The 25,307-nt window shown below is 61.2% G+C and carries 21 protein-coding genes and 2 tRNA genes; 9 read left to right on the top strand and 14 right to left on the bottom strand.

Annotated features, from left to right (window positions below; translation table 11 throughout):
• Nucleotide 1: 1 nt before the first annotated feature.
• Nucleotides 2-1,021 (top strand): Coenzyme F420 hydrogenase/dehydrogenase, beta subunit C-terminal domain, encoded by a 1,020-nt coding sequence (locus QZ650_RS11505; RefSeq protein WP_292518945.1) that lies wholly within the window; start codon nt 2-4, stop codon nt 1,019-1,021.
• A gap of 12 nt (nt 1,022-1,033) precedes the next feature.
• Here QZ650_RS11505 and QZ650_RS11500 read toward each other — a convergent pair whose 3' ends face one another.
• Nucleotides 1,034-1,441, bottom strand: coding sequence for a hypothetical protein (locus tag QZ650_RS11500; RefSeq protein WP_292518947.1), 408 nt, complete (start codon nt 1,439-1,441; stop codon nt 1,034-1,036).
• A 221-nt stretch (nt 1,442-1,662) separates the two neighbouring features.
• On the opposite strand from QZ650_RS11500, the gene QZ650_RS11495 reads away from it, so the two are divergent.
• Complete coding sequence (locus QZ650_RS11495) at nt 1,663-2,826, top strand: chloride channel protein (protein ID WP_292518949.1); 1,164 nt, start codon at nt 1,663-1,665, stop codon at nt 2,824-2,826.
• Between the two features lie 184 nt (nt 2,827-3,010).
• On the opposite strand, the gene cca is transcribed toward QZ650_RS11495, so the two are convergent.
• Both cca and thpR read right to left on the bottom strand, forming a co-directional pair.
• Nucleotides 3,011-4,384, bottom strand: coding sequence for a CCA tRNA nucleotidyltransferase (gene cca, locus QZ650_RS11490; RefSeq protein ID WP_292518951.1), 1,374 nt, complete (start codon nt 4,382-4,384; stop codon nt 3,011-3,013).
• Nucleotides 4,381-4,920, bottom strand: a complete 540-nt coding sequence (thpR, locus tag QZ650_RS11485; protein WP_292518953.1) for an RNA 2',3'-cyclic phosphodiesterase — start codon at nt 4,918-4,920, stop codon at nt 4,381-4,383. The genes cca and thpR overlap by 4 nt, the downstream gene beginning before the upstream one ends.
• Nucleotides 4,921-4,951: 31 nt before the next feature.
• Here thpR and QZ650_RS11880 point away from each other — a divergent pair, with 31 nt between their 5' ends.
• From QZ650_RS11880 to QZ650_RS11470, 3 genes are all read left to right on the top strand, one after another.
• Complete coding sequence (locus tag QZ650_RS11880; protein ID WP_366932192.1) at nt 4,952-5,419, top strand: glutaredoxin family protein; 468 nt, start codon at nt 4,952-4,954, stop codon at nt 5,417-5,419.
• Nucleotides 5,416-10,476, top strand: coding sequence for an anaerobic ribonucleoside-triphosphate reductase (gene nrdD, locus QZ650_RS11475; protein WP_292518955.1), 5,061 nt, complete (start codon nt 5,416-5,418; stop codon nt 10,474-10,476). The genes QZ650_RS11880 and nrdD overlap by 4 nt, the downstream gene beginning before the upstream one ends.
• A gap of 84 nt (nt 10,477-10,560) precedes the next feature.
• On the top strand, nt 10,561-11,595 hold the full coding sequence (locus tag QZ650_RS11470; RefSeq protein ID WP_292518957.1) for a DUF1786 domain-containing protein: 1,035 nt from the start codon (nt 10,561-10,563) through the stop codon (nt 11,593-11,595).
• Between the two features lie 51 nt (nt 11,596-11,646).
• Here QZ650_RS11470 and QZ650_RS11465 read toward each other — a convergent pair whose 3' ends face one another.
• From QZ650_RS11465 to QZ650_RS11425, 9 genes are all read right to left on the bottom strand, one after another.
• The gene (locus tag QZ650_RS11465) at nt 11,647-13,248 is read right to left on the bottom strand and encodes a hypothetical protein (protein ID WP_292518959.1); all 1,602 of its coding nucleotides are present in this window, start codon (nt 13,246-13,248) and stop codon (nt 11,647-11,649) included.
• A 400-nt stretch (nt 13,249-13,648) separates the two neighbouring features.
• Nucleotides 13,649-14,098: a NusA-like transcription termination signal-binding factor gene (locus QZ650_RS11460; RefSeq protein ID WP_292518961.1), complete on the bottom strand. Its 450-nt coding sequence runs from the start codon at nt 14,096-14,098 to the stop codon at nt 13,649-13,651.
• A 3-nt stretch (nt 14,099-14,101) separates the two neighbouring features.
• Nucleotides 14,102-14,389, bottom strand: a complete 288-nt coding sequence (locus QZ650_RS11455) for a 50S ribosomal protein L30e (RefSeq protein WP_292518963.1) — start codon at nt 14,387-14,389, stop codon at nt 14,102-14,104.
• 11 nt (nt 14,390-14,400) lie between these two features.
• Complete coding sequence (rpoA2, locus tag QZ650_RS11450; protein ID WP_292518965.1) at nt 14,401-15,573, bottom strand: DNA-directed RNA polymerase subunit A''; 1,173 nt, start codon at nt 15,571-15,573, stop codon at nt 14,401-14,403.
• On the bottom strand, nt 15,570-18,218 hold the full coding sequence (locus QZ650_RS11445; RefSeq protein WP_292518967.1) for a DNA-directed RNA polymerase subunit A': 2,649 nt from the start codon (nt 18,216-18,218) through the stop codon (nt 15,570-15,572). The genes rpoA2 and QZ650_RS11445 overlap by 4 nt, the downstream gene beginning before the upstream one ends.
• 19 nt (nt 18,219-18,237) lie before the next feature.
• On the bottom strand, nt 18,238-20,052 hold the full coding sequence (rpoB, locus tag QZ650_RS11440) for a DNA-directed RNA polymerase subunit B (RefSeq protein WP_292518969.1): 1,815 nt from the start codon (nt 20,050-20,052) through the stop codon (nt 18,238-18,240).
• Entirely contained in the window at nt 20,049-21,590 is a 1,542-nt protein-coding gene (locus QZ650_RS11435; protein WP_292518971.1) for a DNA-directed RNA polymerase subunit B'', read from the bottom strand. Before QZ650_RS11435 ends, rpoB begins: the two co-directional genes overlap by 4 nt.
• Nucleotides 21,591-21,633: 43 nt before the next feature.
• Complete coding sequence (locus QZ650_RS11430; protein WP_292518973.1) at nt 21,634-21,885, bottom strand: DNA-directed RNA polymerase subunit H; 252 nt, start codon at nt 21,883-21,885, stop codon at nt 21,634-21,636.
• 78 nt (nt 21,886-21,963) lie between these two features.
• Nucleotides 21,964-22,037 (bottom strand) — tRNA-Lys (locus tag QZ650_RS11425).
• 190 nt (nt 22,038-22,227) lie between these two features.
• Here QZ650_RS11425 and QZ650_RS11420 point away from each other — a divergent pair.
• The gene (locus QZ650_RS11420) at nt 22,228-22,659 is read left to right on the top strand and encodes a phosphate-starvation-inducible PsiE family protein (protein WP_292518975.1); all 432 of its coding nucleotides are present in this window, start codon (nt 22,228-22,230) and stop codon (nt 22,657-22,659) included.
• A gap of 81 nt (nt 22,660-22,740) precedes the next feature.
• Here the strand turns inward: QZ650_RS11420 and QZ650_RS11415 are convergent, their stop codons facing one another.
• Together QZ650_RS11415 and QZ650_RS11410 are read right to left on the bottom strand one after the other, a co-directional pair.
• On the bottom strand, nt 22,741-23,376 hold the full coding sequence (locus QZ650_RS11415; protein ID WP_292518977.1) for a response regulator: 636 nt from the start codon (nt 23,374-23,376) through the stop codon (nt 22,741-22,743).
• On the bottom strand, nt 23,376-23,735 hold the full coding sequence (locus tag QZ650_RS11410; RefSeq protein WP_292518978.1) for a roadblock/LC7 domain-containing protein: 360 nt from the start codon (nt 23,733-23,735) through the stop codon (nt 23,376-23,378). Before QZ650_RS11410 ends, QZ650_RS11415 begins: the two co-directional genes overlap by 1 nt.
• A gap of 437 nt (nt 23,736-24,172) precedes the next feature.
• Between QZ650_RS11410 and minD the strand changes: the two genes are divergently transcribed.
• The 3 genes from minD (at nt 24,173) to QZ650_RS11395 (ending at nt 25,293) form a co-directional block, all read left to right on the top strand.
• Nucleotides 24,173-24,958: a cell division ATPase MinD gene (gene minD / locus QZ650_RS11405; protein WP_292519348.1), complete on the top strand. Its 786-nt coding sequence runs from the start codon at nt 24,173-24,175 to the stop codon at nt 24,956-24,958.
• A complete protein-coding gene (locus QZ650_RS11400; RefSeq protein ID WP_292518981.1) occupies nt 24,958-25,158 on the top strand; it encodes a hypothetical protein in 201 nt (66 codons plus the stop codon). Before minD ends, QZ650_RS11400 begins: the two co-directional genes overlap by 1 nt.
• A gap of 61 nt (nt 25,159-25,219) precedes the next feature.
• Nucleotides 25,220-25,293: transfer RNA gene (locus QZ650_RS11395), tRNA-Pro, on the top strand.
• The last annotated feature ends 14 nt before the right edge of the window (nt 25,294-25,307 follow it).

Here is a 25,307-nt window from a genome sequence, read left to right as displayed (position 1 = left end):
CATGGAGATGAAGACATTCAAGGATCTGGAAGCCGAGGTCTGGAAGACCGACCTCTGCTCCGGGTGCGGGGCCTGTGTGGCGGTCTGCCCGGCGGATGGCCTCCGGTTCGCGCCGGAGAGCACCGATGCGCCGGTGAGCATCGGCTACTGCAAGGCCGAGAACGACAGCGTGCCCTGCGGGGCATGCTACGCGGCCTGCCCGAGGGTCGACCTTGCGGCGCAGGGGAAGATGCTCGGACCGTACCAGGATATCGTTGCGGCCCGGTCGGTCTTCACCGTTGAGCGCAAGCAGAGCGGCGGTGCGGTGACGGCAATCCTCGTGAACGCCCTCGATGAGGGGCTGATCGACGCCGTCGTCACCGTGACCAGGGACCCCTGGACGATGAAACCGTCCTCTGCGGTGATCACCTCCTCAGAGGAACTGGTTCTGCACGCCGGAAGCCGCTACGCCTGGTGGGTGCCGCTCCTGGCATCCCTCAAGGAAGCAGTGGTCACCCGGAAGTACCGGCGCATCGCCGTCGTGGGCGTGCCCTGCGTGGCACGGGCGACCCAGGCGATCCGGGCGAGCGAGCATGAACTCCTCAAACCCTACGCAAAGGCGATCCGGCTCGTGATCGGCCTCTTCTGCACGGAGACCTTCGACTACGCGAAACTGGTCGAGGGGAAACTGCAGTCCGAGAAGAAGATCGAGCCCTGGGAGATCCGCCGCCTGGATATCAAGGGTAAACTGGACGTTTACCTGCAGGACGAGCGGCAGCTCTCCATCCCGCTCGCCGACCTGGAGGAAGCGGTCCGGCCCGGGTGCCGGGTCTGCACCGACTTCACGGCGGTGGAAGCGGACGTCTCGGCCGGGGCCGTCGGGTCACCGGGCGGTTACACAACGCTCATCATCCGAAACGATATCGGCAGAGGCTTCGTCGACCGCGCGGTCTGGCAGGGGAAACTTGCGACCGGCAGCAGCGTCGACCTCTCCATCATCGAGCGCCTGGCGGCGAAGAAGGCAGAGCGCCCCCAGGAATAATCTCTTTTTTTCTCAAACTCCCCGAAGTGCTTCTCGAACGGCCCGTTCGGCCGCATACCCGATCCCGACCGCAATGATCGGGATGTTGAGATAGCGAAGCCCGATCTCTGCCATGTAGGTGCCGGCATCCATCCCCGAGAGGGGCAGGAGGATAACGGCGTCGAGCGCCCAGTTGATCAGGAGCCAGACGCCGCCGAGCAGGGCGCCTTCCCGGATAAAGCTGGACCGCACGTTCCTGAAATAGATGAGGATGAGAAGAGTGCCGAGCGCGGCGGAGAAGACGAGCAGGATCGACTTGATGAGGAAGATGTCGTAGAGCGGCTCACCCTCCGGGGAATAGAGGAAGAGCGAGAGGATGAAGGGGAGGAGCCAGGTGAGGAGGCCGAAGCCGATGAGTTTTCCGGTTTGTGTCACGTTCATAGAAGAAGGATGGCACTTCAACGGGATATTATACCATCGCGATAGCTCCGGGAGGAGTCCGGTATCCTTCAAAAAGGCCGGGCAGGTATCTTCGCCTGCATCTTCAGAGAAGCGCCGCTGAAGCCTCTGGAGTGGCACTGGTAACCAGATCGCCCCGATCGTTCCCCACCGCGGAACCGCTCGCGGTCGACATATATATCAGTCCGACCACAGGGGGAGACGTGAACCATCCCGCAGACAGCAGCGCCGCCTCTCCCGGCGGAACCGGGGTCGGGCGGTACTCACCCCGGTTCGTGCTCGCCGCCATCCTGATCGCCATCGCGGCCGCCGGAGCGATGGTGCTCTTTCTCGAGTTGCAGAGCCTCGGAGAGGCCCTTCTCTGGCCGGACTCACCCCCGGTCCCCTTCTTTCCTCTGATCCTCGCGACCGTGGGCGGCCTCGCGGTCGGGCTCTGCCTGCACGTCTTCGGCGACCACGTACTGCTGCTCCAGCAGAGTCTTATAGAGTTTCAGAGGACCGGCCGGTTCGAGCCGCGGTACCTTCCCGCCGGGCTGCTCGCCATCTACCTCTCGCTGATCTTCGGGGCGAGTCTCGGACCCGAGGTGGCCGCCATCGATATGGGCGGGAGCATGGGCACCCTTGCCGGCGACCGGCTGCGGAGCCGGGTGCGGACGCTCTCGAGCGCCGGCATCGTCGGTGCCCTTGCCGGATTTGCGATCTACCTTCAGATCACCAGGACCGCAGGCGGTGCCCTCTATCCACTTGCGCCGCTTGGAGAATTGCTCCCGCCGTACCTTGTCTACGCCGCGATCCTCGGGCTTGCCGGTGCGGCGGCGGGCGTCCTCTTCATCGGAGCATTCCGCTTCTTTTACCGCCTCATGACACCCCTCGCCGGGCGGCACCTGATCAGGGGTGTTGCCGGGGGTGTCGGGCTCGGTATTGCCGGGACGGTCTTTCCGCTCGTGCTCTTCTCAGGACAAAACGAGTTCAAGACTGTCCTCGAGACGGGAGCAACTGCCGGTGCGGCCGTGCTGCTCCTGCTCGTCGCGGTGAAGATCGTCGCAAGCACATGGTGCATGGCGACGATCTTCAAGGGCGGACCAATCTTTCCGCTGATCTTTGCGGGCGGGACGCTCGGTCTCGCCGTCAACCTCCTGGTTCCCGCAATCCCGCCCGCCGTCGCCGTTCCCGCCGTCATGGCAGGGATGATCGTCTGCGTCCTCAAGATGCCGGCCGCGGTGATCCCTATCGTGGCGCTCGTCTTCCTGCAGTGGGAGATTCTGATCATCATCGCTATCGCGACCGTAGTCGGGTATTACACCACCAAAAAGATCGAGATGTTTCCTCACGAGGGCAACGGAGGGGGCGCGGTGACCGAACCGTAAACTCAGGCTGTTGGGAAGATTTTAACCGAATCTCCCCGATGAAACGGGAGAACCGGTGCAACGGTCGATGATGCCCGCAAAAAAGTAACGGATGGTCTGTGCCGCGCCCGCCAACCACTTTGCCGGGACGGGGGATACGGCATAGCCGTGATGGAGAGGTTTGTCGTGGTTCAAGCGAGTCCTCTCATTTCCCCGTCAGCCTCTTTATCCTCGCGAGCGGCGACGAGCGCTCCAGGAACCCCGAGAGGAATCCGGCAAACTCCTCGTCCCAGCACTCCGCACCTGTGTTCACCGTCCAGCCCTGCTTCATCGAGCGGCGAACGTGTTTCCCGAGCGCGACACTGAAGAGATCTCTCGACCGCAGGAGGTCGACCGCCCGGGTGAACGTCCGGGGGAGTTCCACCACGTAGCGGCCGTCCTCAATGTAGGGGCCGGCAAAGACCTCCTCCCGGACGTACTTCGCAAGGAACTTCTCGGCGTTCTCCCGGGACCAGACCGGCGGCCCGATATGCCGGCGCATCACCGGGACGGTCCCGGCCATCAGCTCAAAGAGGAGCATCGACCGCTCCGCCCCCATGCAGACGTCGATGCGGTTCGCCGGAAACCCGCTCCGCTCCAGGAGTTCCCGGATGGACTCGGCTGACTTCCTGAGCTGGGGCACCACCGTGTCGGGGGTGTAGTCCGGCGTCTTGAGGGTGAGCGTAAAGAGATGGGTCCCCCGGGCGGAGAGCAGCCGGGCGAAGACGTCCCGGGTGAGCGGCGGGGACGGTTGCCGGCAGAAGAACGCCATCGACGGCTCCGCAAGGTAGCCCCGGGCGAGCTCTGCGAACTCGAACATCCTCGAGAGCGAGAGCGCCGCCGCCACGTTCCTCTCCGGGTCGACCGGGTCGATGACGACAAGTGGGTCCTCAAACTGCTTCTTCCCGTGCCCCTCGATATCGATCGTCTCCCCCGGCCTCCAGCGGGCGGCCGCCTCGATGAGCGCGTGAAACCCGCCGTAGTAGATCGTCAGCAGCTCGCAGAGGTAGCCGGAGAACCCCTCGGTCATGTGGTCCGACCCGTAGACCCCGCCCGCTTTCGCGAACTGCTTCAAAAGGAGGACGTCGTCGGCGTAGTTTGCGATGTGCGAGAGGATGTAGCGGGTATGGAACGGGGTCCGGTCCACGGCGCTCTTGATCTCGGTGGCGCTCGGGACTGCGTAGCAGGGGACGAGATCGATATCCAGCGAATTGATCGTGGCATTGACGTAGGGGTGCTCCGCATACTTCTCACGCCAGGTCGCGCCGAACTCCTCCGCGACCCGGTGCGCGAGCGCGAGCCCCTGCTCCTGGAGTTCCTCCCGGGAGAGGGCGGGGTCAAAGAGCATGAAGACGTCGAGGTCCCGGTCGCCCCGGACGAAGGTGTCGCGGGCGACCGACCCCACCATCATCGCCTTCGCCACTCCCGACGCTTCCACCGCCTCGATCAGGCGCTCTCCCATCGTCCGGACATACGTCCGCTCTTCAGGCGTGGGACGGATCTTCCCGAGCACCTCCTCTTCGCAGGGATACCGGGTCACAGCGGGACCTCCGCAAGGTCATCGTAGATCGATCCGCGGGGGGTGAGCGTGCTCTTCTTGAGTTTGACGCTCTCCACCCGATACCTCCCGAGGGGTTCGCGGGGGGTGCACGCCACCGCCCTGCACTGAGAGGGATGGAACTCTTTGACCCGTGCAAGGGTCACGTGGGGACGGAAAGGACGTTTTTCCCGTGGAAACCCGAGCGGCGCAAGAAGGTCGTCCACCTGCCGGGCGAGAGCGGCGCTCTCTCCTTCGTCCGTGACGTCACACCAGATCACCCGCGGTTTTTTTGGAGGGTTGCAGACCGCACACCCGATCGTCAACTCAAAGGGAGCAGCCCTGACAGCCCGGAGCGCATCGATGATCGGCTCAATCATCCCCGGGTCGACTTCCCCGAGAAACTTGAGCGTGATGTGGAGATTTGCAGGAGCAACGATGGCAAGCCGCCCGCTGGACTCAGCCAGGATCTCCTGCGACAGACGAGCCTTCTCGCGGATCTCCTCCGAGAGATCGATTGCAACGAACGTCCTGACCATATTACCGTACTATCGTGTCTCACCCTACAAAATGATGATTGTGCAGCAGGAGCGCATCCACCGTCTTTGGGCGGACAACGGTAGAAAACCGATTTTGGAAGCGTTTTTGCCGGGGAGCCATACGGGGTTCAGGAATGCGCGCCCAACAACGGACGGTGTTCTGGACCGAATCACAGAGGATATATCCGTCCGGAGTCAAAATATAACGACCGACTCCGGGGGTATTATCATTTCCGATACAGCGCAATTTATCGTTTATACACTGGAATTCTGCCCGAACTGTGAGATTCTCAAAGAATTCCTGGCCTCCAGAGGGGTTCCCTTCGTCGAGTGCGACATGGCGTCCGCTGAGGCGCTGACGGAACTCCGCATGAACGGGATATTCGTCCAGGAAGCGCCGGTGCTGCAGAAGGGCGACGAATTCTATACATCCGGTGATCTCTTCGCCGGCGGTGCGTTCCAGGAAGACCTTGTCGCGGGCCTGATCGCGGGGGCATGAGGTTGACGCGCAAGTCGACGCAGACGACCATATTCGGGGACTTCATTCCCACTTTCCCGAAAGTCAGGACGTCGCGGGGCTACCTCCTCGACTGGGACAAGAACAGGATCATCCGGCAGATCGTGGAAGAGAGCCGCCTCGTCGAGGTCTTCTACGGCTACGAGGGAGCCGACGAGGAGACGGCGAAGGATATCGCCCGCCGGGTCGAGAAGAAGATCCAGATGCTGGGCCTCCAGTCGCTCTCCGGCCCGCTGATCCGCGAGATCGTCAACATGACCCTCCTTGAGCGCGGCCTGATCCCCTACCGCAACGTCTGCACCCGGGTGGGAACCCCGGTCTTTGACGCGCACCTCATCGATGTGGGGAGGGGCTTTGAGGCCCACGACAACGCGAACCTCCAGGAGAACGCCGAGACCTCGCACAAGAAGAAGGCGGACAAGATCAGCAAGGAGCAGTACCTCCTGCAACTCCCTCCGGACCTCGCGGACCACCACCTCCGTGGTGACCTCCATATCCACGACCTGGAGTACTTCGGGACCCGGCCATTCTGCATCGACGGGAGTACGGCGATACCTGTGCGGATGGATAACCGTATCCAGAGCGTCCTCCCTGCCGAACTCCCGATCGAGGGCGAGGAATGGCACCCGGAGGACCTCGCCGCACTGACGCCGAAGGGCTGGCGGCGGGTTGTAAAGGTGACACGCCGGCGGGTGAATGCCGGCGAGATGCTCCGGATCCGGACGTCAGGAGGAAGGTCGCTGCTGGTCACCGACGAGCACCGTATCCCGGTGCGGACCGATGACGGGATGGCTATCCGGCGTGCCGACGAGGTCTGCGCCGGGGACGCCCTCTACCGGATCACTGAGACCGATGCTCTTCGCGGAGAGTCGATCGGGGCGATCGACCTCGTCCGGGAACTGCCGGCGTCGGTGCCGGCCGGTCTCCTCGAGAACGTCTACGTCCGCGGCGCAGAAGAGATATTTGCCGGTGTCGTGCAGAGCGGCCGGGCCGCCTCGTATGCCGATATCTCGCGGGCTCTCGGTGTGGAGCACCGGAAGCAGTGGTATACACGCGGGATCATGCCGGTCGCGCTCTTCAACGCGTTCTCCCACCTCTACGGCATCGAGGAGTATGCCGGGGTCACCGTCGGGGTCACCGGGAGCGAGCACGAACTCCCTGCCCTCCTTGAGCTTACGCCCGAACTCGTCCGCCTTCTCGGGTTCTTCGTCTCTGAAGGCAACTACAACGCCGCACCGGCGGTCGGGCAGTATAACCTCGCGATCACGGAAAACCGCCAGGCGCCCGCCATCTGCGCTGCGGCATCCGCCGCCCTGAACACCTATGCGACGGTCGCCGGCGGCAGCCCCGGTACCACGACCATCTACGGGGTCGATGTTGAGCGCGATCGGGCACTGCAGGTCTACTTCGGCGGCAAACTGGCCTACCTGCTCTTCCGCTACGTCTTCGCCATCCCGGAGGGAGCGGGAGAAAAACGCCTCCCCTGGGTAGTCTACCATCTCGACGACGTGCTCCTGCACGAGTTCCTCTCCGCCCTCTTCACCGGAGACGGCTCGGCATACTACCGCCCGGAGAAGTCGGACTGCATCGTCAACTACACGACCGCGTCGCCGACCCTCCGGCAGGAACTCTCGCTCCTTCTTGCGGCGCTCGGCATGGACCCCCATATCGTCGAACTCTACGGGGACGATGCGGAACGCAAGACGCTCTACCGGCTCCAGCTCAACGGCAGGAAGAACATCGAGACGTTTGCCCGATACGCCACCTTCCTTGATTCGCGGCAGGACCACATCGACGGTTTCCTCTCCGCGGTGAAGGGGATACGGACCGCCGGGAGGAAGGAGACCGTCGTCGAGGTTGCTCCGGCGGAACCGACCGGCGGGTACGTCTACGACCTTTTCATCGAAGGCGATGGGAGCGAGGAGAGCCATACGTTCTTCGCTTCCGACGGCCTCCTCATCCATAACTGCCAGGACTGGGATCTCCGCTACTTCTTCTACTACGGCCTGATGCCCGACGGCAACGGGACGAAGGCCTCGGTTGCCGGCCCCGCGAAGAGGGCCGAGGTGGCGGTCCTCCACGCGGTCAAGGCGCTCGGCTCCGCCCAGACGAACTTCGCCGGCGGCCAGGGCTACTACAACTTCCTCACGTTCATGGCGCCCTTCTTCGAGGGGATGGAGTATGAGGAGATCAAGCAGCTGATGCAGATGTTCGTCTACGAGATGACCCAGATGATGGTCGCCCGGGGCGGCCAGGTGGTCTTCTCGTCGGTCCAGCTCTCCCCCGGGGTTCCCACCCTCTGGAAGGACAAACCCTGCGTCTACCGCGGCAAGGTCTGGAACGGAGAGCAGGCGCCGCTCCGAACTTACGGCGAGTTCGAGCGTGAGGTCCGGCTCCTCTTCAAGGCCCTGATGGAGGTGATGCTCGAGGGGGACTACTGGGGCAAACCCTTCTCCTTCCCGAAACCCGAGATCAGCATCGAGCCCGACTTCCTCACCGAGAACGAGGAGTTCAACCGCGAGCACCCGGACCTTCCCACCTACCAGGATCTCTACCTGATGACGTTCGAACTCGCGTCCAAGTACGGCACCCCCTACTACGACAACCAGATTCCCGGCTACCGGGGCGCCGGAGAGGGGATTTCATGCTATCAATGTCTCGCGGGCGACGAACTGGTTCCGATCGTGGATTCGGACGGAAGAACCCGGATCAGGGAGATAAAAGACCTCTTTGAAGATACGGCCGCAGAAGACAGGGAGATCGATTCATACGGCACGGAGTTCGCCCCTCTCGATGCAAAGGCCCCGAGTGTCGATATCGTGGGTATGACGGCAACGCTGCGCCCCTTCCGCGGAGTCATGCGAAAGAAGCACACAGGAGAGATGCTTCGCATCACCCTCGAATCCGGTCGCCGGATCACCGTCACGCCGGATCACCCGGTCTTCATCCATGCTGAAGGAAGATTCACGAAGACAGCGGCACGGAAACTCAGTACTGGAGACTACCTCCCGGTGATCAGAACCGCCGAATTCGGGAGCAACCCGGCGAGAGAACTCAACGTAGTAGAAACGCTCCGCACCGCCGGATATGCCGATGAGATCGTGCTCCGGGACGGCGAGGTGAACATCCGGAACGCAAAGAACCGCGGCCTGCCCGAGATGCTTCCGGTAACAAGGGAGTTCATCAGGTTCCTCGGCTACTACCTCGCGGAAGGATGCAGCGATACCAGTGGACGGCGGTATACGGTAAGGCTCTCGTTCGGAAAGCACGAAGACGATCTCATCCGGGATGCCGTAGCGTGCATCAAAGGCTTCCTTGACTATGAACCGCTGATCTCCGACGAGGCCACAGCCGTCAACGTCACCGTCAACAGTAAACTCCTATATCTCCTCCTTGACGCAATCGGTTGCGGGAAGTGCGCTGTCGAGAAGAACGTACCCGATCTGCTCTTCGATGTCGACAGGGAACTGGTGGGAACCTATCTCGATGCCGCATTCCGCGGTGACGGGAACGTCACCGTCCGGGCAGGGCAACAGGGCAGGTACGTCCACCATGCAAGGGGCATCCGTATAAAGCTGGTGTCGCGGAACGCAGTTCAGAAACTGGTCTGGCTCGCGCAACGTATCGGCGTCCAGGCGAACTATCTCGAACAGGAGACGACCGTCACGCACCCCCAGACCGACGAGCCGTACCCCCTCACCGCTTACACCTGCACGATTACGGCACAGGACCAGATCCAACGGTTCGCCCATGAGACCGGCTACGGCATAGCGGCAGCCGCCGGATCGTCGCGACAAACCGGAGGGACCTTCACCCGCCTCCCGATCGAAGCAAGCGGGCTTCAGTACACCGGACTCGTCTATGCAAGTCAGTATGCCTCGTCAGGGCATCATAGTGCACAGGTCTCCCTTATACGGCCCGAAGCACGGATAGGGAACGTTGAACGGCTCATCAACGGTGACCTCCACCCGGTTCGCATACGGTCTATCGAGAGACTGCCCTACGACGGCTACGTCTACGACCTCGTCGATGTCGCCGACACCCACACCTTCACGAACGCGCTCGGGATCGTGACCGGAAACTGTTGCGCGTACCAATTTTCCTCCCTCGCCGACGAGGACGACCAGTTCGAGGACAAACTCTACTTCCGTGAGGGGAAGCACTTCTCGATGGGCTCCTGGCAGGTGATGTCCATCAACTGCCCGCGGGCGGCATATAAGGCAGAGGGCGACCAGGAACGGCTCTTCGCCGAACTGAAGTCCCTTATGGACATCGCCGTCGACCTCTACCGTATCAAGCGCCGCTGGATGTCTCTCATACGGACAAACGGGCGGATGCCGTTTGCGATGCAGCGGCCGAAGGACCCGAACACCGGCGAGCGCGGTGCGATTGCGGTGGACCTCGAAGGGCTCGTCTACACCATCGGCGTCGTCGGCGTCAACGAGATGGTGCAGCACTTCACCGGCCACCAGCTCCACGAGTCAAAGGAGGCGTTCCGCCTCGCTGTCCGGGCGATGACCGAACTCGAGATGTACGCTCGCGAACTCTCAAAGAAGCACAACATGACGATCGCCCTCGCCCGCACCCCGGCGGAGACGACCGGCCAGCGGTTCGCGGTCGCCGATCTCCTTGACGAGCGGTTCCGCGACCACGCGATCAAGGTCATCAAGGGCGACGCCGATCGGGCGCTCGATATGCTCGGTACGACACTTGATCTCCCCATCTACTACACGAACGGGACGCATGTCACCCCGGGAGCCCCGGTCCCGCTCACAAAGAGGATCGAGATCGAGCACGTCTTCTTCCCCGTCGTGGACGGCGGGAACATCTTCCACATCTGGCTCGGGGAGGCGCGCCCCGACCCGCGGGGGCTGATGGAGATGGCGATGAACCTCTGCCGGACAACCCAGATCGGCTACTTCGCCTTCACCCGGGACCTGACCGTCTCCCTGAAGGAGTACCGGGAACTGAAACCAGTGCGTTCGGATCAGGGAAAGGCGGGCGGGGTCTCCCCGGCGGCAGACCGGGCGGATGTCTGACCGCTATCACATCATTTTTGGTTTTGCAGGGGAGATTCAGATAGGAGCCGCATGCCGTAGGGCAGCGGTACATGAGGCCGCACTATGATCAATCTGATGACCCCACTCCTCGCCATCGACGTCGGCAGAGGCACCCAGGACATTCTGCTCTACGAACCCGGCCGGGCAATCGAGAACAGCATCAAACTGGTCCTCCCCTCCCCGAACGTGGTGGTGGCGGCGAAGATCCGGGAGGCGACCCGGGCCAATCGCCCGGTCTTCCTGGACGGGTGCCTGATGGGCGGAGGCGCAAACACCGGCGCCGTGCGGGAGCACCTGGCGGCAGGCCTTCCCGTCTACGCGACCGAAGCAGCCGCCGGCACCATCCATGACGATATCGAGCGAGTACGCGCAATGGGTATCGAGATCCGCCCCACCCCGCCGGAGGACGCGGTGACCGTCCATACCACCGACTACATGGAGCCGGAACTCCGAAAAGCGCTCTCCCTCTTCGGTGTGGACTACCCGGAGAATGTCGCGGTCGCCGTCCAGGACCACGGCTACTCCCCGCACCGCAGCAACCGGATCCACCGGTTCGAACTGATGCGCGAGCAACTGGATGCCGGGGACTGGGATCTCCTCGCGCTTGCCGCGGACCCACCGCTCGCCGATATGACCCGGATGCAGGCCGTCCGGCGGCAGGCACCGGGCGCGCTCGTCACCGACACCGGACCGGTCGCCCTCATCGGGGCGCTCTGTGACCCGAGGGTCCGGCGCATGGCGGATACCACCGGGGTCACCCTCGTCAACGCCGGGAACGGGCACACCCTCTGCTTCACCCTGAAAGGGCGTGAGGTTCATGGTCTCTTTGAGCACCATACCGGCGCGCTCGACCCTGCAAAACTGCAGCACTACATCCGGCGGCTCGCCGACGGCACCCTGAGATCGGAGGAGGTCTTCGACGACGGCGGCCACGGGGCGGCAGTCAGGAAGCCGCTCGCGACCGATGCCGTGGCCATCACCGGCCCGAACCGACTCCGGCTGCTCCCCGGAGCATACCAGGCGGCACCCTTCGGGGATATGATGCTCTCGGGGTGTTTCGGGCTCGCGCGGCTCTGGAAAGAGTTCAGGGAGAAATAGGGGCTTTCGGGGGATCTGTCCCTCCGGGGTGTCATCCCGGAGGATTGGATCTCACCTTGCCCATCCAAACAGGCCGCGGAAGAACTCCACGATCATATCAAACGGCGACGACGAGGACCCGGCCGGCTCCTCAGTCCCGCCCACCATCTCTTCGTCGTAGACAGCCGCTATCTCCTCCTTTCCCAGGCTTTTCAGAGCGTCCAGGCCCCCGACCGCCCCGGCAACAATCATGTCGTGACCGACTTCCCTCTGCCACGCCCCGGGTATCGTCTCCGAGGGAGTGAGCGGCGAGTTTGAAATGCCCGCGATCGCGTAGATCACGGGGAGCGGCCGATCTTCCACCGAACCCTCATTGCCGTCGGGCCGGATAGCGAGCACCGGGTCGGAGAGCCCGGATGAGGGAGGCTCCTGATCGCCGGCAAAAGCGTATGCCCGGAAGGCAAAGAGTTCCGGATTCGACGTCAGATCGGTTATCAGCCGTTCTTCGGGGAGAGTGAGATCCGCAAGCGTCAGCCTCCCCGTCCGGGTGGTGACCGAGAACTCCCAGACACCACGCTCTCCGTCCTGGAGAACCCCGGGCTCCCGGGTCCGTGTGATCTCGTAGACACCGGTCTCCCCCGGCGGCGGCACCAGGACGACGTAGGCCGGACCCTCCGGGATGGCCGTCAAGTTCCTCGCCTCGACCGTCACGGTGACGGCGAACGTCTCCCCTTCGAAGACCGCCCGCGGGTGCCGGCCGCCGAGAGTCATGGCCGGGTCGAGCAGCCAGTCAAGGTTCGCGATCTCCACCCCGCTCCGGGTGAGGGCGATGTCTTCCGGGGTCCGGTCGAGGAGCACCCCGACACCCTTGATGATCAGGCCGTCATGCGGTGCGGCGAGGGGAGGTGACGTCCCGGCCCCGGTCTCGTTGCTCCCGTCGGGGGTGAACGCCGATGCGGAAGTGACGATCTGGTGGTCGCTCTGGGGCAGCGGCCGGCCGTGCGACTGGTGTGCTTTCGCCATCGTCGCGTTCGGTCTCGGGGGGGCATCCCGTTGGGTTGGTCCCGGTGTCGGAGTCTCCTCCGTCTCTGCGTCGTCAGAGTCATCGGAGTCACCGGCGGGGGTGGTCACTGTCCGGGTCGGTTCCGGGGAGGGGGTTGCCGTCGAGGAGGTTGTGGCTGTCACCACCGGGGCAGACATGCTCCTCATCATCGACCACCCGATCTCGTCGTCATCGGGAGTATCGGTGGAGGTGGCCGGTCCCGGGGTCGGTCCCCGGGAGAGTGTCGTCTCCGGGGGGGATGTGACCGTTGGTTCCAGGGTCGGTTCCAGGGAGGGCGTTGTCTCCGGAGGAGGGGTGGCCGTCAGTTCCGGGGTCGGTTCCGTTGCCGCCAGTTCCTCTGCGGGTGGAGAGGTGATCGCCTCTGGTGTGGTCTCCTCCGGTGTAGTCTCCTCCAGTGGGGTCTCCCCCGTTATCAAGGAGAGGGGGTCCTTCTTCAGCGCGGTCTTCTGATCCACTTTATCCGGTCCGGCCGTCACCGGGGCTGAAGGTGTGTCCAGGAGGACCGGTGTCTCCTCAACGACGACTTTATCATCACCGTCCCCTCCATCCGATGAACCCCCGGTGCTGTTCACCCCGGGATCCGGGAGGGCGGAGCCGGGAAGAGTAACCATACCAGAACAGAGCACCAGAACCACAGTTACAACCAGAAGAAGCCTCAACGGCACCACCCCCGGGATCCTGAAACGTCGTGTCCGCTCTTCGCCGGTCTGCTGCAGATGATTGGAGGCACAACCATCCATCCGGATCCCCCTTTCATGGGAGTCTCATGGAGCGCACAACGATATAAATAACTTGCGGGGAGGGGGCCGTTCGAAATCTCCCGTCCGGATCAGGCCCGTGAGGGCTCTCCCCCGGAGTGGAGTATATTGCCCGAAAAGCCTGCCCGATGAGACGGGGAATGAATACCGGCTGGTTGCAGCGGTTGACAGGAGATCCAATCTCCAGACACCGGCAGGAACCGAGAAGACCTCTTATTAGAAATGAAGGATGACTGCGAAAAAGAGAGGAAGTTCAGGCAGTCTCGTTCTGCATCAGCTGGACATCGGCGATGTCGTGCTGGCGCTGTGCAAGAACCTTTGCCTTGAAGATATTCTTTCCTGCTTTGCCGATGGCGAGCCCACGGTCCTCGTCCCGTACCTCAACCAGGGCAACCTGCTGATCCTCCTCGTTGGTGTCGAAGTCGATATCCGTGACCTGAGCTGGGAGGAAACAGTTCCGGAGGAACTGGCCGGGGTCTGCGGAGTACTCCACAACCTCGATCCTTTTGCCCATCACGTCGGAGGCCTTCTTGATACTCGATCCGCTCTTGCCGATGGCAAGCCCCATGTCGCCGGGATTGATCACAAAGATGATCCGCTCGTTGCGGTTGTCAACGATGCAATCGCGGCTGCCTGCGCCGGTGAGGCTCTCAAACTGGGAGATGAGGCGCATGCACTCCTCAGTCAGCACGACCTGTGGCATTGTCTACACTCTCGCAACAGTCAGGATATCGGATTCACCGGGCTCGACCACGGCAAGCGCACTGACAACGTAGGGCATACCGCAGGCTTTCCCGAGCTGGACGCTCGATCCCTCGTAGACGTAGACAGGGACATCGATCTCTTTCACGAGATTCTTGACGGATTCGGGGCTGTTCTCAGCCACCACAACAAGTTTTGCCTTGCCTTCCTCAACGCACTCCCGGGTCTTATTCTGACCGAGGAATACAGTACCAGTCTTCACGGCTTTACGTAGTGAAGCATTAAAGTCCATATATGGTTCTCCTAGGTTTTCAGGTTGATTGGTTTTGCAATAAGTTTTACATCACCGGTGCCGAGCTGGATCGGCTGGCCCACGATCACGTTCTCAGTGACGCCGTTCAGTTCGTCGACCTCGTTTGCGATTGCTGCATCCAGCAGATGGTTGACCGTTACCTCGAACGCAGCCCGGGAGAGGACACTCTCCTTCTCGCCGGCAATACCGTGCCGGCCGATCTGCTTGACCTCACCATCCATGCACATCATATCAGCAACGAGCATGATATGACGGACATCAACGCCGATACCCTGTTCATTCAGGGTACTCAAGGCCTCCTGGATGATCGCGTTCCTGCCTGCCTCGATACCGAGCACATCGGCGATCTCGCTGATGTTGTTGCTCCGGGTGCGGGAGATATCGACTCCCTCGACTTCGAAGACATCTTTTAGGTTGGAGCCTTCAGTATAAAGGATATACTCTCCACCCTCCTTTCTGACGACTACCCGCTCGATATCGTCGATACCCTGAACGATGACGTTCCTGACATGTTCGGCGAGCTGGAAGAGGTTCTGGTAACTCTCCTGGTTCTTCGGGGTGAAGGTGATTGACGCCTTTTTCACGTCCCCTTCGACCTCGAAGTCACGGAAGTGCCGTTTTTCGCGGATCTTCCTCGACGCCGCCTCAATGATCACGTCCACCCCGATCTTTCGCCGATCGCAGACCGCCTTGTTCAGGAGGACGAGGACCTGCATGTTCTCCATATCGATGGTGATATCCCCGAACTCATGGAGCGGCGCGGCCTCGATCTGCCAGCTCACCTCACGGGCGCGATCGCGGTTGAACGCCCAATCGTCCAGCAGGTGGATCGCCATCGTGGGGGTGCTCGGCTCCCGCCGGGCATCCATGATCTCGATGAGACGGGGAAGACCGAGAGTAACGTTGATCTCGGCCACACCCGCGTAGTGGAAGGTCCGCATTGTCATCTGGGTGCCGGGCTCGCCGATCGACTGCGCCGCCACGACGCCGACCGCCTCACAGGGCTCGATACGGGTCTTCTGGTACTCCGAAAAGACCATCGCAAGGATCTGGTCGAACTGCTCGTCGGTAATATCCTTCTCCGCGAGACTCGCTTTCAGGTCTTCCCGCGTCCGGTAAGGTAGATCGAGGGAATCGATCCGCTGCTCCATATCGCTGTTCATTTGACCTCCTCCTTCAAGACACTCTCAACGATACCCTTCACGTCCACCGGGGCGCCGTAGCTGCTTCTTCCGGGGTCGGTCCCGTCCTCACCGTAGCGGAACTGGATGATCCGGCCTCCCGTTGTCCGGACGGTGCCGTCGTACGCCACCTTGAGGTCCTGCAGGGCGTTGATCATCCGCCGCTGGAGGTACCCGCTCTGGGACGTCCTGACCGCCGTGTCCACGAGACCCTCACGACCACCGATGGCATGGAAGAAGAACTCGGTGGGTGAAAGACCGCTCTTGTAACTGTTGGTGATGAACCCGTGCGCCTCCGCGCCGAGATCGTTCCTCCTGAAATGCGGGAGGGTCCGGTCCTCGTAGCCACGCATGATTCGCTCGCCACGAACCGACTGCTGCCCGAGACACCCGGCCATCTGCGTCAGGTTCAGCATCGATCCACGGGCGCCGGAGACCGCCATCACCACGGCGCTGTTGTCCATCCCGAGGTGCCGCCCGGCAATCTCACCGGTGCGGTCACGGGCCTTGCCGAGCACCTGCATGATCTGCATCTCGAGCGTCTCCTCAAGCGTCCGCCCGGGCATCGGCTCGAGCTGGCCCTCGTTGAAGATCTTGATCCGGCGCTCGACGTCGCTGACTGCGCCGTTGAGCACCTCATCGATCTGGCCGTACTCGGTCTTGGTCAGGTCTTCGTCATCGATGCCGAACGAGAACCCCTTGAGCATGATGCCCCGGATCGAGAGTTTCGTCACGTCGTCGATGAACCGGGCCGCCCGCTTCATGCCATGCTGCCGGATGATCCGGTGCAGGATCTGGCCGTCGAACGCACCGATCCCCTTCTTATCGATCGTCCCGGTGATCAGGTTCCCGTTGGAGATCCGGACGAACGCGTCGTTCTCGCACACCTCCCGCTTGCAGGTCTCGCAGTTCTGGCACGACGAGGCGCGGAAGAGCATGTTCAGGTCGTCGGGGAGGATGAGCGAGAAGATCTGCTTGTTGGTCCAGAGAGGGTTTCCAGCCTCGTCCTGCGTATCCGGCTCGGGCAGATGCTCGAGGGGCAGATGCTGGGTGAGGTAGAGCGCCTCCTTCTTTGAGAAGTGGCGGACGGTGTGCGTCAGGAGGAATATGCCCGAGATGTGGTCGTGGATACCACCGATGATCGGGCCGCCGGTCCGCGGCGAGAGGATGTTTGCCTGCACCGAGACCAGGATCTCGGCCTCCGCCCGCGCCTCCTCGGTCTGCGGGATATGCAGGTTCATCTCGTCGCCGTCAAAGTCGGCGTTGTAGGGCGGACAGACGGCCGGGTTCAGCCGGAAGGTCTTCCCGTCCATTACAACGACCCGGTGGGCCATGATACTCATCCGGTGCAGCGAGGGCTGCCGGTTGAAGAGGACGATATCACCGCCCTTTAACTGCCGCTCCACCGTCCAGCCCGGCTCGATCATCTCGGCAACCGTCTCCAGGTTCGCCTCCGATAGGCGCATTCTCCGGTTGTCCGGCCGTATGGCGTAATTTGCACCACAGGGCGACCGGATGGTGGGACGCTCGGGACCGTTCAGGACATACTGCTTCATCTCGTCGAGGTTGAACTGGGTCACCCTTATCGGAAGCGTCATCTCGTTTGCGATGGCAAGCGGTATCCCGACCTCGCCGATCGAGAGGTTCGGGTCCGGGGAGATGACCGTACGGGCGGAGAAGTTCACACGTTTACCCGAGAGCGAGCCACGGAACCGTCCTTCCTTCCCTTTGAGCCGCTGCGAGAGGGTCTTTAGGGGCCGGCCGCTCCGGTGCCGGGCGGGCGGGCAGCCCGCCACCTCGTTGTCAAGGTAGGTGGTGACATGGTACTGCAGGAGCTCCCAGAGGTCCTCGATGATGAGCTGGGGTGCGCCGGCGTCCTGGTTCTCCTTGAACCGCTGGTTGATCCTGATAATATCCACAAGTTTGTGGGTCAGGTCGTCCTCGGACCGCTGCCCGTTCTCAAGGATGATCGAGGGCCGCATCGTGACCGGCGGGACCGGGAGGACGGTGAGGATCGTCCACTCCGGCCGCGCGACGTCCGGGTTGACTCCCATAACCCGCAGGTCTTCGTCCGGGATCCTCTCCAGACGCGCCCGGATATCGGCCGGGGTCAGTTTGTGCTCGATCTTCTTCCCGTCTTCCACAAAGACCTCGGAGAAGGTTGTGGGCTTCTCGAAGTTGATCTTGAGCTGCTGCTCCCCGCAGTGGGGGCAGACCCGCTCCTTCTTGATGTCCTTCTCGGAGACGATCTCCCCGGCAAGTTCGCTGTCCTCGGGGCCGACGACCTTCTCGACCTCTTCGGCCGTCATCAGCAGCCGGGAGCACGACCTGCACGTCACCCGCAGGAGTTTCCGGATCAGACGGGTGTAGCCGACATGAATGACGGGCTTTGCGAGTTCAATGTGCCCGAAGTGGCCCGGGCAGTCTGCGGCCTTCTGGTCGCAGGTCTTGCACCGGAGACCGGGGTCGATGACGCCCAGGTTCAGGTCCATCAGGCCCTGCGGGTAGGGAAAGCCGTCGTCGTCGTAGGTGTCCGCCCAGATGATCTTTCGAACACTCATTTTGCGGATCTCCTTCGGGGAGAAGAGCCCGAACTCGATCCTTCCAACACGTTTTGGACTGGTCATAGTTTGATTGCGCCCCCTTTTACACCATATCGTCGAGTCTCAGGCGGGGAGCGATGCCCATGCTCTTCATCTCATCAAGGAGGAGTTTGAAGGCGTAACTCATCTCGACGGGGTAGATGTCGGTCTCGCCGCCGCAGGCAAGGCACCGCGTCACCTTTCTCTTCCTATCAAGCATCGCCACCATACCGCACTTCGCGCAGACCCACTGGGTCACCTTGTCCGACTCATCGAGCAGCCGCTCCTTCAAGGCCATCGCCGCGCCGTGGCCGATCATCACGTCCCGCTCCATCTCACCGAACCGAAGACCACCCTCACGAGCACGCCCCTCGGTCGGCTGGCGGGTGAGCACCTGCACGGGACCGCGCGACCGCGCGTGCATCTTGCTCGATACCATGTGGTAGAGCTTCTGGTAGTAGATGACGCCGATGTAGATGTCAGCCGCAAACTGACGCCCGGTGATGCCGTCGTACATCACTTCGCGGCCGTTGTGGGCAAACCCGAGCTCCCTGAGCGAATGCCGGAGATCCGTCTCACGCTCACCACGGAATGCGGTCGCGTTGATCCGCCGGCCCTCGAGGGAACCAACCTTGCCGCCCAGCATCTCGAGCATGTGCCCGATGGTCATACGGCTCGGCACCGCGTGGGGGTTGATGATCAGGTCGGGTGTCATCCCCGACTCGGTGAACGGCATATCCGCCGCAGGCTGGATCAGCCCGATAACACCCTTCTGCCCGTGCCGGGACGCGAACTTGTCGCCGACCTCCGGGACCCTGAGGTCACGGGTCCGGACCTTCACGAGGCGCGAGGAGTTCTCGCCCTCGGTGATGATGACGGTATCCACGATGCCGTGCTCGTTGCTCCGCATCGTGACCGATGTGTCGCGCCTTTTTTCGACGGCTATGAGCTCGCTTGTCGGCTCCTCAAGGAACCGCGGCGGAGAGGTCTTTCCGATCAGGACATCCTTCTCGCGGACGATCGTCTCGGGGTTGATGATGCCGTCGACGTCCAGGTTCGCATAGTACTCGGCACCGTGCGCGCCGGAGACCTCCTCGTCCGGGATCTGGATCCGGTCAACCTGACCGCCGGGGTAGCGCCGCTCCTCACCGTCGTAGGTGCGGAAGAAGTGCGACCGCCCGAGCCCCCGGTCGATGGAGGCCTTGTTGATGACCAGCGCGTCCTCAATATTGAACCCTTCGTAGGATATGATCGCGACGACGAAGTTCTGGCCTGCAGGCCGATCGTCGGAGCCAATCACATCGGAGGTCTGGGTGTAAGTGAGCGGTTTCTGGACGTAGTGAAGCATGTGACCCCGGGTGTCGGGACGGAGCTTCATGTTCGCAGTGCCGAACCCGAGGGCCTGCTTGACCATCCCCGCGCCCATGGTGACACGGGGACTGGCGTTATGCTCGGGGAACGGGACATGCGCCGCACCGATACCCAGCATGAGCGAGGGATCGATCTCAAGATGCGTGTGCTCAGGGGTTAGGTCCGCCTCGTTGATGGCGATGAAGAGGTCTTCCTCCTCCTCGGCATCGACGAACTCGATCGCGCCCTTGCGCGCCACATCCTCAAACGTCATCTCACCGTTCCGGAGATGTTCGATGTCTTCGTCGGTCACCTGGGGTTTGCCGTCCCTGACCACAATCAGGGGGCGGCGTGCTCTCCCGCGGTCGGTGTGGATGATGACATCGTTGTTAAACTCCTTGTAGGAGACGTTGACCTCGTTCGAGATCTCGCCGCGCCGGCGCATATCGCGCATCCGGCTAACGAGATCCCGGGGGTCATCCACGAGCCCGATAAGAGCTCCGTCAACGAAGACCCGTGACTGCCTCATGCCGTCTCCCTCCGGAGGGCAATGACGCCCATATCATACAGAATATTCTTCACTTCCTCTTCGTCGATAACGCCCTTGCTGATCTCGACCATCTGGGCGAAGTTCTTCACAAGCCCACAGTTCGGACCCTCAGGAGTCTCGCTCGGACAGATCCGGCCCCACTGGGTGGGGTGCAGGTCACGGGCCTCGAAGTGAGGCTGTGACCGGGAGAGCGGGGAGATCACACGCCGCAGGTGCGAGAGCACCGCCATGTGGTCCACCCGGTCCAGGAGCTGCGAGACACCGGTCCGCCCGCCCACCCAGTTTCCGGTGGCAAGCGGGTGGAGCAGCCGCTCGGTCAGGACGTCCGCACGCACCGCGGTCCCGATCGAGAGGTCGCGGTGACGCATGCTGGCCCGCTCGAGCTGGTACTTCACGTCGCGCGTCAAACGGTTGAGCGAGATCCGGAAGAGGTCCTCCATCAGGTCACCGGCGAGTTTCAGCCGCTTATTCGAGTAATGGTCCTTGTCGTCGATCCGGCGCCTGTCAAGCACCAGGTCGAAACAGGCCTCGGCCATCCGGCCGAGGAAATGCGCCTTTGCGAGGCGGACACCCTCGACTGCCGTCCGGTATCCGGGGTCCTCCTCTTTTAAGCCCACCGGCATCAGGTAGTTTAAGTGTGGAAGGAGGTAGTTATCGAGGACGAACTCCGCACGCTTGCGCTGGTAGTCGCGGGTCTGGTTCGGGGCGAGTTTCTTGCCCACATACATGACGCCTTCGTCGACGGTGTCGCACTCGCTCTCCTCCAGATTCTGCATCATGAACGTGAGGATCTCTTCGTCGGTCGAGACCGCCTCCACGATATCGTGGTCGCCCTGGAGCCCCAGCCCCCGCATCAGGTCGACGAAACGGAGGTGCCCGGCGACCGAGGGGAACGAGACCTCAAGCAGGTTCTTTCTGTTCCGCTCGACGATCACGAGCGCACGGTAGCCGCGGAACTGTGAGAAGACCTTCGCTACATAGATACGCTCGTTGTAGCGCTCGGTGAACTCGGTCATGATCTTGTTTGAGGCAAGATCCTCGAGCGTCATCAGCACCCGTTCCGTGCCGTTGACGACAAAGTAGCCGCCGGGATCGAGGGGATCCTCACCGTGCTCGGTCCGCTCGGCGTCGCTCATGTTGTAGAGGTTGCAGGCGGCCGATCCCACCATCACCGGCAGCTGCCCGATGGTGGTGATGATCGGCTCCTGTGGTTCTTCGCCCTGGACGAGCGTCATCTCGAGTTGAATGGGTGCCGCATACGTGAGGTTCCTGAGGCGCGCCTCGCTCGGGAAGAGCTCGGACTGTGACCCGTCCGCTTCACGGACCCGGGGCTTTTTCACCTCGATCTTGCCCAATTCGACCCAGACGGCCTCTTTGCCTTTTCCACGGGTCTCAATATCAGTCTCAATTATACGCTGCTCGTCGACGACTTTCTGGAGATTATGCAGGAGAAAGTTATTATAAGAGTCTAACTGGTGACGCGCTACATGCTCCCGCGAAAAGTATGCTCTCGACAAAACACTTCTGTCTAACAGATGGATCAGCTCCCCGGCCTTCGAGTTATTTCTTTGGTCTCTTCACGATGAGGCGGTAGGCTTCCGCTCTGCCCGCCGTGCGACTGTCACGGGTAATCCGAACGACGTTCCCGACATCGCCCCCGGTAACCTTTACTGCAGGATCGTCATGGTAAATTTTTGGTAGTTGTTCAAGAGAAATATGGTACGCTGCAAGAAGGTCCGCGACCTCTTCTTCGCTCATGATCTGATGGTCAGGAACCATCTCGTGTTTGAGTACATCGAGTGGGGCGCCCATCGCCTACACCTCACCGACGAAAAAGTTGCGTATCAGATACATCACCTTGCTAAAATCCATAGACATCGCCCATGGCAACGGGCCCAAGGGGATTTGAACCCCCGACCACCTGGTTAAAAGCCAGGCGCTCTACCTAACTGAGCTATAGACCCCGCTCGTACTGCCATCCAGCATTATTACAATGCGAGAATAGTATAAATACTTTCCTTTCGGGCGTATCATATAATTCGCACTCCAACAATATAAACCTTTCAATCCCCCACACCATACGGACATTTCGCAATGCTTAATGCTTACCACATGCTTTTTCTTACAGATACATCCCCAGATCCGGGTGCCCGCATGAGCCCAACCAAGAATCGCGCCGATACGGCCATATCTGCCATATCCAGCCTGACCCGGGCGATATACCTCCTCATCGCGGTCTCGCTCTCCCTGCTTGCCCTCATCTCGTTTTACGACGTCGCCCTGCAGGTAGCGGCGCTCATCCATACCGGAGACATGACACAGGGCGTGCTCCAGGTGCTGCACGCACTCCTCCTGACCCTCATCATCGTAGAGGTCCTGGAGACGGTGACGGCCTACTTCAGGACCAACAGGGTGCAGGTGACCCCGATCCTGCTCGCGGGCATCACCGCAATGGTGCGCCGGGTCCTGACCTTCGGCGTCGAGCCCGTTGAGCCCCTTGACATCGGGATGACACTCATTGCAATCCTCGTGCTGACCGTTGCAGTCGTGTATATCGGAAGACAGGAGCGCGCCGACAATTACTAGAGACAGAAGAGGAGGCCCGGGAATCTGTCCCGGGCAGGCGCCATCCGTATGAGAATGTTTCGGCGCGGGGAAGAGAGGCGGTCAACGCGCCTCAAGGACGTCCCCGAACTGAGTCCGGACCTGATCCAGACGCTGTTCCTGGAGTTTGATGCTTGTCGCCATACTCTTTATGGCCCGGGTAATATTCTCGCCCATCCCCGCCCGGACATCCTTGATGCTGTAGGTCGTCTCCAGGATCTTTAAGAGACGCTTGTTGATATCGACGCTCTTTGAAAGACGCTCGTACTCGTCGATGAGCTGCTGATCCACACCGGCCTCGCGCGCCCGCTCGATATCGGCGGCAATGGAGTGCTGGCGCGCCAGCACGTGCTCGATAGCCTCGTAGAGCTGGTGGTGCGTGGTGGGCTTGAGGATATAGTCCTCAATGTAGGCACCGTATGTATTGGCCTCCTCCGGTGTGAGGGGCTTTGCGGTCAGCATAAGAACAGGGATCTCCCGCGTCGCAGGATCAGCCTTGATCTTCTCAAGCGTCTCCCAGCCGTCCATCGGCTCCATCATGATGTCCAGGAGGACGAGATCCGGCGTGGTCGTTTTCAGAACATCCAGACACTCCTCCCCGCTAAAGGCGGTGATCGGTCGATACCCGCCACGCTCCAGCATGGTGACAAAAACGTCGACGATCATGGGACTATCGTCGACAACCAGTATAGTATACATCACGCCTCCTCTCCGATCCCGGCTGCTATCCCCAACAACCGCTCCTGCACAGTTGGGAGATCTGCAGACATATCTATTACCGCTGTGATAAGGGCGTCCTCCCCCACGCTCACGATGAGAATCGTTGCGTCGGCGGCGGTGATTGTGACCATGGACGGCCGCTTTACGTGGACGCTGCCGCAGACCGCCTCAGCCGATGCAAGAACCGTAGCACTCATCGCTGCGAAGAGGGACGATGACGCGCCATCCCCCCGGAAGCACTTACCCATAATCAGGCCCTCACAGGAAACAAGAGCGCATGCAACGACACCAACGACAGACCGGATCTCATCGGTGTATTTCCGAGCTTTCTCTTCCATGGAGGGATGGCAACTCATATACTTAACTCCAGGATATCTCCATGGAGATATCTGCGTCGCATAATATATGAATATCGAATCGGTACTGCCCCAGGCTGACGCATATCATACTTTCGGGCATTAATACAAGCCCATTTCGGCAACCGTTATCAATTATGATGCCATTTCACCATATGTTCAGCTGATATCCCCCGTTCCGTCCCGACACCGCCAGGACCGCCGGGATAGGATTTCTCAGCATGCCCATAAGGCCAGGCAGTTGCAGAAAGGCGTTCCAGCCAATACACTTTGAAAAACATTTCCCCGATCATCGATTATGCGAATATCCATCACAAGGACCGTAAAACGCCGAAATCGAATCCAGGACCACGCAAAAAATAAATCAAACAAATAAATTTAAGTTAGAGAACTACGATCTATCCTTGAGACAGTTTCAGATGATCAGGGCCTACACCATCGCCTCCGGGAAAGGGGGGACCGGAAAAACGACCATCACCGCAAACCTGGGAACAGCACTGGCTCAGTATGGCAGGGAAACCTGCATCATTGATACGGATACGGGTATGGCCAACCTTGGACTGGTACTGGGGCTCGAAGAGACGCCGGTCACCCTCCATGAGGTTCTGGCAGGAGAGGCAGCGACTCAGGACGCGATATACGAGGGCCCGTACGGCCTGAAGATCGTGCCGAGTGGCCTCTCGCTCCAGGGATTCCAGCATTCAGACCCGCGGCGGCTCGAGGGCGTGATGCGGGAACTTACCGATCGTTGTGAGTTCCTCCTCCTTGACACGCCTGCCGGCATCGGCAACGATGCGGTCATACCACTCACCATGGCAGACGAAGTGCTGCTGGTGATCAATCCCGAGATCTGCTCGCTCGTGGATGCGTTAAAGATCCGGATCCTGACGGAGATGGTCGGCGGCACCGTCGGAGGGGCCATCCTCAACAGGGCGACCCTCGATGGTGCCGATATGAGCAGGAGAAAGATCGAGAATGCCCTCGGCGTGCGGATCATCGATACGGTCCCCGAAGATGCGAATGTGCGAAAGACGGCGGCGGCACGGACGCCGGTCGTCGTAAAGTATCCGGAATCCGGATCGTCAAAGGCATTCCGAAGGATTGCAGCAGAGATTGCGGGTCTCCCCGTTGAGGAGGAACCCGAGAAGGTTCAGGAAGGGTTTATCGAGCGGCTCGCCCGCACACTATTCAGGAGAGTGTCATAATGATCGACATCAATGCAATCATGATCGTTCTGCTCTCGGTGATCATCATCTGCCTGCTGTTCATCATGTACGTGATGTACGTGCGCATTCAGCAGCTCTTGAATGAAGTCAACGCGCTGACAGGCAGGATGGAGATCACCGGCAGCGAACTGGAACAGCTGACACGGAGTGTCGAAGAGTACAAGAGAACACGGGGATAGGCCCCCTATCCCTGCCCCCAAAGCGAAGATATATGTGTGATTCCAACACATATTGTGAGGAGGGGCCATAGGGTAGCCTGGCCATCCTAGGAGACTGGGGGTCTTCTGACCTGCGTTCAAATCGCAGTGGCCCCATTGCACTATTTTTT

The sequence above is a fragment of the Methanoculleus sp. genome, assembly GCF_020696975.1.
Lineage (GTDB): Archaea > Halobacteriota > Methanomicrobia > Methanomicrobiales > Methanoculleaceae > Methanoculleus.
Note: the sequence above shows the minus strand (reverse complement) of the source record. Positions and strands in the feature narration are given on the sequence as shown.

What these genes read in the sequence shown, in the direction of transcription:
- QZ650_RS11505 (WP_292518945.1), top strand. Translation starts at nt 2, where the DNA reads ATGGAGATGAAGACATTCAAGGATCTGGAAGCCGAGGTCTGGAAGACC.
- QZ650_RS11500 (WP_292518947.1), bottom strand. Translation starts at nt 1,441, where the DNA reads ATGAACGTGACACAAACCGGAAAACTCATCGGCTTCGGCCTCCTCACC.
- thpR (WP_292518953.1), bottom strand. Translation starts at nt 4,920, where the DNA reads ATGGTCAGGACGTTCGTTGCAATCGATCTCTCGGAGGAGATCCGCGAG.
- QZ650_RS11880 (WP_366932192.1), top strand. Translation starts at nt 4,952, where the DNA reads ATGATGATTGTGCAGCAGGAGCGCATCCACCGTCTTTGGGCGGACAAC.
- nrdD (WP_292518955.1), top strand. Translation starts at nt 5,416, where the DNA reads ATGAGGTTGACGCGCAAGTCGACGCAGACGACCATATTCGGGGACTTC.
- QZ650_RS11470 (WP_292518957.1), top strand. Translation starts at nt 10,561, where the DNA reads ATGATCAATCTGATGACCCCACTCCTCGCCATCGACGTCGGCAGAGGC.
- QZ650_RS11465 (WP_292518959.1), bottom strand. Translation starts at nt 13,248, where the DNA reads ATGGTTACTCTTCCCGGCTCCGCCCTCCCGGATCCCGGGGTGAACAGC.
- QZ650_RS11460 (WP_292518961.1), bottom strand. Translation starts at nt 14,098, where the DNA reads ATGCCACAGGTCGTGCTGACTGAGGAGTGCATGCGCCTCATCTCCCAG.
- QZ650_RS11455 (WP_292518963.1), bottom strand. Translation starts at nt 14,389, where the DNA reads ATGGACTTTAATGCTTCACTACGTAAAGCCGTGAAGACTGGTACTGTA.
- rpoA2 (WP_292518965.1), bottom strand. Translation starts at nt 15,573, where the DNA reads ATGAACAGCGATATGGAGCAGCGGATCGATTCCCTCGATCTACCTTAC.
- QZ650_RS11445 (WP_292518967.1), bottom strand. Translation starts at nt 18,218, where the DNA reads ATGACCAGTCCAAAACGTGTTGGAAGGATCGAGTTCGGGCTCTTCTCC.
- rpoB (WP_292518969.1), bottom strand. Translation starts at nt 20,052, where the DNA reads ATGAGGCAGTCACGGGTCTTCGTTGACGGAGCTCTTATCGGGCTCGTG.
- QZ650_RS11430 (WP_292518973.1), bottom strand. Translation starts at nt 21,885, where the DNA reads ATGGGCGCCCCACTCGATGTACTCAAACACGAGATGGTTCCTGACCAT.
- QZ650_RS11420 (WP_292518975.1), top strand. Translation starts at nt 22,228, where the DNA reads ATGAGCCCAACCAAGAATCGCGCCGATACGGCCATATCTGCCATATCC.
- QZ650_RS11415 (WP_292518977.1), bottom strand. Translation starts at nt 23,376, where the DNA reads ATGTATACTATACTGGTTGTCGACGATAGTCCCATGATCGTCGACGTT.
- QZ650_RS11410 (WP_292518978.1), bottom strand. Translation starts at nt 23,735, where the DNA reads ATGGAAGAGAAAGCTCGGAAATACACCGATGAGATCCGGTCTGTCGTT.
- minD (WP_292519348.1), top strand. Translation starts at nt 24,173, where the DNA reads ATGATCAGGGCCTACACCATCGCCTCCGGGAAAGGGGGGACCGGAAAA.
- QZ650_RS11400 (WP_292518981.1), top strand. Translation starts at nt 24,958, where the DNA reads ATGATCGACATCAATGCAATCATGATCGTTCTGCTCTCGGTGATCATC.